Genomic DNA, 6803 nt, shown 5'->3' with positions numbered 1-6803 from the left:
GCTCGAACAGCCGGTTCATGATGCCGGTGCCGCGCGTGTCCGACAGGAACTCGCCATGATAGCCGATCATGCCGCGGCTGGGCGCGGAGAAGGTGATGCGCGTCTTGCCGCCGGTCGACGGCCGCATGTCCGTCATCTCCGCCTTGCGCAGGTTCATCTTCTCGACGACCGTGCCCGAATATTCCTCGTCGACGTCGATGATGACGGTTTCATACGGCTCGGTCTTCTTGCCGTTCTCGTCCTCGCCGAACAGCACCCGCGGGCGGCTGATCCCCAGTTCGAAGCCTTCGCGGCGCATCGTCTCGATCAGCACGCCAAGCTGCAATTCGCCACGACCGGCGACCTCGAAGCTGTCACGGTCGGCCGCCTCGGTCACCTTGATGGCGACGTTGGTTTCCGCTTCGCGCATCAGGCGATCGCGGATCATCCGGCTGGTCACCTTGCTGCCCTCGCGCCCCGCCATCGGCGAATCGTTGACCGCGAAGCGCATCGACAGCGTCGGCGGATCGATCGGCTGCGCCTGGATCGGGATGCTGACCGACGGGTCCGCGATCGTGTTGGCGACGGTCGCGACGGTCAATCCGGCGAGCGAGATGATATCGCCCGCGCGCGCCTCTTCGACGGGAACGCGCTCCAGCCCGCGGAAGCTCATCAGCTTCGACGCGCGGCCGGTCTCGATCACATTGCCCTGATTGTCGAGCGCGTGGATCGGCTGGTTCAGTTTCACCACGCCCGACTGGACGCGGCCGGTGAGGATACGGCCGAGGAAATTGTCACGATCCAGCAGCGTTACGAGGAACGTGAACGGCGCATCCTGGTCCAGCGCGGGGGGCGGCACGTGATCGACGATCTTCTGGAACATCGGGGTCAGCGTGCCCTCGCGCCGGTCCATATCCTCCGAGGCATAGCCGTTGCGGCCCGAAGCGTAGAGCACCGGGAAGTCGAGCTGCTCGTCATTCGCCTCCAGCGCGACGAACAGGTCGAACACCTCGTCGAGCACTTCCTGGATGCGCGCATCCGAGCGATCGACCTTGTTGACGACGACGATCGGGCGCAGGCCCAGCGCGAGCGCCTTGCCGGTCACGAACTTGGTCTGCGGCATCGCGCCCTCGGCGGCGTCGACCAGCAGGATCACCCCGTCGACCATCGACAGGATCCGCTCCACCTCACCACCGAAGTCGGCGTGGCCGGGGGTGTCGACGATGTTGATGCGCACGCCTTCCCATTCGATCGAGGTCGGCTTCGCGAGAATCGTGATCCCGCGCTCCTTTTCCAGATCGTTCGAATCCATCGCGCGCTCCTCGACGCGCTGGTTATCGCGGAAGGTGCCCGACTGGCGGAAAAGCTGGTCGACGAGGGTCGTCTTGCCATGATCGACGTGCGCGATGATGGCGATGTTGCGCAGGTTCATACGGGTTCCTGAGGGTGGCCCGCGGGCGCCGCAGGCAGTGTTCGGCCGCGCGCATAGCGGAAACCGCGCGCGATGGCCAGTGGGGCGTTCGCGCGCGAGGGACGGCGCGGGATGAGGGCGGACGGCCTCAATACCGCGCCGACACCTCCACGCCGTAGAAACGCGGCTCGCCGGCGATATAGGTCGGCGCGCCGAAGCCGCCGCCGGTGTTGCCCGCGTCGAGCAGGTAGCGTTTGTCGGTCAGGTTGCGCGCGAAACCGCCGATCGTGTAGCGCCCGGCCGCCAGTTCCACCCCCGCGCGCAGGTTGATCAGCGTATAGCCGCCCTGGCTGATCGCCTCACTATTGGGCAATTCGAAGAACACCTTGCTCTGATAGGTTGCCGATGGCGTGGCGTAGAAGGTCATGCCGTCACCGACCGGCAGGCGCAGCGTCGCGCCGCCCGATGCGGTGTATTTCGGCTGCAGCCGGAAACGCGCGCCGGAATAGGCGGCGGCGAGCGAGCTGTTGCGATCGATCTTGCCGTCGATGAAGGCGAACGCGCCAAACAGCGCCAGCGGGCGCACCGGGCGCCATTGCGCCTCTACCTCCACACCCGGGTTCTTTGCCGAACCGGCGCTCTGCGTGCGCGAGACGCCGCTGCTGTCGACCACCGACACCTGGAAACCGCGATAGCTTTGGTAGAATGCCGACAGCGTCCCCGTCAGGGTGCTGCTGGCCACTTTCAGCCCGGCCTCGAAATTCCAGACATTCTCCTCCGGCACCAGCTGCAGCCGCGGGATCACCCCGCCGACGCTGTTCTGCGCATCGAGCTGTACCACCGGCGAGCGGCGGCCCTTGGAGATCGTGCCGTACAGGTTGAGCGCATCGTTCAGGCGGAACAACGCATTGAAGCGCGGCAGGATCGCCGAATAGCTTTGCCGTGCGTTGAACTGCCGTCCGCCGGTGCTCGCGGTGCCGAGCAGGCTGCTGTTCACCCCGGCCAGCGCCGCGAGCAGCCGCGAGTTCGGCTGAACGCTGCTATACCCCGACTCGCGCTTCTCGATCAGTACGCGCGCGCCGGCGGTCAGTTCGAGGCGCGGGCTGGGCAACCAGGTGGTGTCGGCGAAGACCGAATAAGCGGCGTTGCGCCCGAAGTTCGTGAACACCGACTGATAGGGAATTTGCGTCGCCGCCCCGCGGGTCAGCAGCGCGGTGGCGCGGGTGGCCGGGATCGTGCCGTTCGCGGCGACACAGGCGGTGCCGGTCGGCAGCCCGGCGGCGTTCAGCGCGGAGCGGATCGCGGCGAAGGTGGGCGACACCGAACAGGCGAGATATGTCCCCTCCTCGGTGGAGAAGGGCACGCGCTGATAACCGTCCTCGAAGAAGCCGTTCCATCCGAACGCCGCCCGGAAACGATCGCCCTGGAAATTGAACCGGCCTTCATGGCTCCACTGGTCGCCATGCGCATCCTCGGCGAATTCCAGATACCAGGCCGGGCCGCCATCGGCATCGAACACTTCCAGGCTGTCGAACTTGCGATAGCCGTTGACCGTGGTGAAGGTGACCCCCGGCGCGATATCGATCGCGATCGTCAGGTTCGCGTCATAGACGTCGCGGTCCAGCCCGAGCTTGCGCTTGCCCAGCACTTCGCGGCTGTAGGGCGAGCCCGACAGTTCGGCATAGCCAAAATCGCCGTTGAGCCCGCCGGTCGGCGCGAACACGCGGCTTTTGAACGGCGTGCCGGTGTTGCGCTGCCCGTCATAGGTCAGCACCAGGTCGGCGGTCACCGCCGTGGTGGGGGTGTAGCGTAGCGACAGGCGCGCGCCCGCCTGTTTCTGTCCGTACAGATCGTCCTGATCGACACGGCCCTGATTCTGGTTCGGCACGTTCGGATCGCCCGCGATATTGCGAACATAACCGTCGCGATACTTCACCCCGAAGGCGAGCCGCGCGGCAAACGTATCGCTGCCCGCATTGACGAAGCCAGACACCTGCGCGCGATTGTAGTTGCCGTATGAGGCGGTAATCGCATCCGAAAACCCTGGCCGGGGCTTGGCGGAGATGATCGACACCGCACCGACGGCGGCGGCGGTGCCGAACAGCGTCGCCTGCGGCCCCTTCACCACTTCGATCCGCTCGACGTCGTACAGGTCCTGATACGCCCCGCGCGAGCGCGAGATGTCGATACCATTGTAGTAGAGCGTGACGCGCGCGCCCTGTTGCGAGGATCCGGAATCGGACGTGATGCCACGGATCACGAAGCCCGGGTTGTTCGCGCTCTGCTCCTGAATACGCAGGCCGGGGACGTACATCGCCAGTTCCGACAGCGAATTGACGCCGATCTGCGCCATGCGCTGCCCCGTCACCGCCGACACGGTCAGCGGGACATCCTCGATCCGCTGCTCGGTCTTTTGCGCGGTAACGATGATATCGTCGTCATTCGGCCCGGCCGTCGGCTGCACCGACGCCTGGGCGAACGCGGCAGGCGATACGCCGACGAGCAGCAGCGCGGCAGCGCCGCCAAAAAATTGACGCGACATCGAAGTTCCCCCGAACATGCTATGGGAGCGCAACTATTAGGCTTTCGTGACAAGGTCGTGTCGGTCCGCAAGTGAACGCCGGGATGGCTGGACGCTGTCACGGCAGCGTCTTACATAGGCAACACAGACGATGAGGAACGGCGGGCCGGTGACAAAAGTAACGCGCATCGTTCCGACACGACGAGGGAAGGAAGACGTTCGATGGCCACGACGCCCGATACCGTGCCGAACACGCTGACGGCCGAACCGGCGCTGGTGCTGACCCCACCCGATCCGGTGCCCGCGGTCCCCGCCGAGCGGGCCGCCGGCCTGGTACCCGTCGATCAGGGCACCCGCACCGAGCTGGAGCGGCGTGTCGACCAGTTCGTCGCCGAACTGGTGGCGGAAGATGCCAACAGCCCCGCCTTCGGCAAACGCGTCGATGCGATCACCGCGATGGGGCAAAAGGAAATCCGCGATGCCGCGGGGCAGTCCAACCGCTTTCTCGATCGCCCGGTGAAGGCGATGGATCAGGAAAGCGGCGTCGGGCGGGACCTTGCGCAGTTGCGCCGCGTGGTCGAGGATCTCGACCCCGGCAAGCGTGGCAAGTTGACCGCGCCGCAGAAACTGTTCGGGATCATCCCGTTCGGCAACCGGATGCGCAATTATTTCGACAGCTACAAATCGAGCCAGACGCACATCGCCTCGATCCTGAAGAGCCTCGGTTCGGGCAAGGACGAGTTGCTGATGGACAATGCCGCGATCGACACCGAACGCGCCAATCTGTGGACCGCTATGGGGCGGCTGGAGCAGATGATCCATCTCTCGCGCACGATGGACGCCAAGCTGGAGGAAACCGCCAACGATCTCGATCACAGCGACCCCGCCAAGGCGAAGGCAATCCGGGAGACCGCGCTATTCTACGCCCGCCAGCGCACCCAAGACCTGCTGACCCAGATGGCGGTGACGGTGCAGGGCTATCTGGCGCTCGATCTGGTGAAGAAGAACAACGTCGAACTGATCAAGGGCGTCGATCGCGCCAGCACCACCACCGTCGCCGCACTGCGGACCGCCGTCACCGTCGCGCAGGCGTTGACCAGCCAGAAACTGGTGCTCGACCAGATCACCCAGCTCAACACCACCACCGCGAACATCATCGATTCGACCGGGAAGCTGTTGCGCCAGAATACCGCGCAGATCCACGAGCAGGCCGCCGCCTCGACCATCCCGCTGGAAACGCTGCAGCGTGCGTTTCAGAACATCTACGATACGATGGATGCGATCGACACCTTCAAGCTGAAGGCGCTCGACAGCATGAAATCGACGATCGACACGCTCGGCAATGAGGTGGAAAAGTCGCGCGGTTATATCGCCCGGGCGGAGGGGGCGAGCCAGAATCGCGTCGCCGGGCCCGCCGACCAGTTCAAGCTGGAGGCGCTGTGACGCTCCCCCCCAGCAGCGAGACCGATCAGGCGATCATCGCCGCACGCGCGACGGCGGATCGCGTGGCAGGCCGCACGACCGATGGCTTGATCCCGCTCCAGCGCAGCCCGCGTCGTGGCCGTGGCGGGGCAAAGGCGCGCGCGCTGGCGATCGCCGCGGCCAATCTGACGATCCTGATCGCGGCGGGGCTGTTCGGCGCGATCATCATGCCACTGGGCATGTTCGGGGCGCTGGCGGTGATGATGGCGATGATCGCGGTGACGCTGGTGATCGCCTTTGCCCCGGCCACCCCGGTTCCCACCCCCGAGCGGATCGCACGCGCCGAGCTGAAGGCACTGCCGATGCAGACCGCGCGCTGGCTCGACGCGCAGCGCCCGACCCTGCCGGCGCCCGCGATCGCGATGCTGGATCGCATCGACCAGCGGCTCGATACCCTGGGGGTGCAAATGGCGGCACTGGCCGAGGAAAGCCCGGCGGCGGCCGACGTGCGACGGCTGGTGGGGGAGCAATTGCCCGATTTCGTGCGCGACTATCAGCGCGTTCCCGCCGCGTTGCGCGCCACGCCGCGCAACGGCAAGACCCCGGATCAGCAATTGGTCGACGGTCTGGAAGTGATCGAGCGCGAGATCGGTGCGATGAGCACGCAACTGGCGCAGGGCGATCTTGATGCGCTGGCGACGCGGGGGCGGTTCCTGGAGATCAAATACCAGGGCGAATAACGCGCTCCGCCGCCCCCCGGTCAGCCCGCCACATATCCCCACAACAGATAGCCATTCAGCGCGACGATCACCGCCGCGATCCCCCAGGCCACCGCCGCCAGCCAGCGCGGCGCGGCAAACTCGCCCATCAACCCACGATTGGCGGTGAACGCCACCAGCGGGATCACCGCGAACGGCAATTGCAGACTGAGCACCACCTGACTGAGGATCAGCAGATCGGTCGCGCCGCGATCCCCCGCGCTGGCGACGACGATCACCGCCGGCACGATCGCGATCGCGCGGGTCACCAGCCGGCGCAGCCACACCGGCAGCCGCAGGTCAAGGAACCCCTCCATCACGATCTGGCCCGCCAGCGTGCCGGTGACGGTGGAATTCTGCCCGCTCGCGAGCAGCGCGATCGCGAACACCACGCTCGCCGCGCCGACGCCCAGCATCGGCGCCAGCAACGCATGCGCCTCCTCGATCTCCGCGACCTCGAACCGGCCGGCGCTGTGAAACGTCGCGGCGGCGAGGATCAGGATCGCCGCATTGATGAAGAACGCCAGCCCCAGCGCGACGGTCGAATCGATCGTCGCCAGCGTCAATGCCTCGCGGCGCCCCGCGCTACTTCCCTTGAAGGCGCGGGTCTGGACAATCGAGGAATGCAGATACAGATTGTGCGGCATCACCGTCGCGCCCAGAATGCCGATCGCGAGATAAAGCATCGCCGGATTGGTGACGATCTCGGCCC

The 6803-nt window shown here is 66.0% G+C and carries 5 protein-coding genes; 2 read left to right on the top strand and 3 right to left on the bottom strand.

Annotated elements, in window-relative coordinates; translation table 11 throughout:
* Positions 1-1411 (bottom strand): GTP-binding protein (locus ACFDSW_RS14090; RefSeq protein WP_375250912.1); only part of this gene is annotated, 1411 nt, incomplete at its 3' end.
* Between the two features lie 127 nt (positions 1412-1538).
* Positions 1539-3932 (bottom strand): TonB-dependent receptor, encoded by a 2394-nt coding sequence (locus ACFDSW_RS14085; protein WP_375250911.1) that lies wholly within the window; start codon positions 3930-3932, stop codon positions 1539-1541.
* 201 nt (positions 3933-4133) lie between these two features.
* On the opposite strand from ACFDSW_RS14085, the gene ACFDSW_RS14080 reads away from it, so the two are divergent.
* Together ACFDSW_RS14080 and ACFDSW_RS14075 are read left to right on the top strand one after the other, a co-directional pair.
* Complete coding sequence (locus ACFDSW_RS14080) at positions 4134-5354, top strand: toxic anion resistance protein (protein WP_375250910.1); 1221 nt, start codon at positions 4134-4136, stop codon at positions 5352-5354.
* A complete protein-coding gene (locus tag ACFDSW_RS14075; RefSeq protein ID WP_375250909.1) occupies positions 5351-6073 on the top strand; it encodes a hypothetical protein in 723 nt (240 codons plus the stop codon). Before ACFDSW_RS14080 ends, ACFDSW_RS14075 begins: the two co-directional genes overlap by 4 nt.
* 20 nt (positions 6074-6093) lie before the next feature.
* Here the strand turns inward: ACFDSW_RS14075 and ACFDSW_RS14070 are convergent.
* Positions 6094-6803, bottom strand: a 710-nt coding sequence (locus ACFDSW_RS14070; RefSeq protein WP_375250908.1) for a divalent metal cation transporter, incomplete at its 5' end; no start/stop codon positions are given.

The sequence above is a fragment of the Sphingomonas sp. genome (assembly GCF_042091075.1).
Lineage (GTDB): Bacteria > Pseudomonadota > Alphaproteobacteria > Sphingomonadales > Sphingomonadaceae > Sphingomonas.
This window is presented reverse-complemented; position numbering and strand designations above follow the sequence as displayed.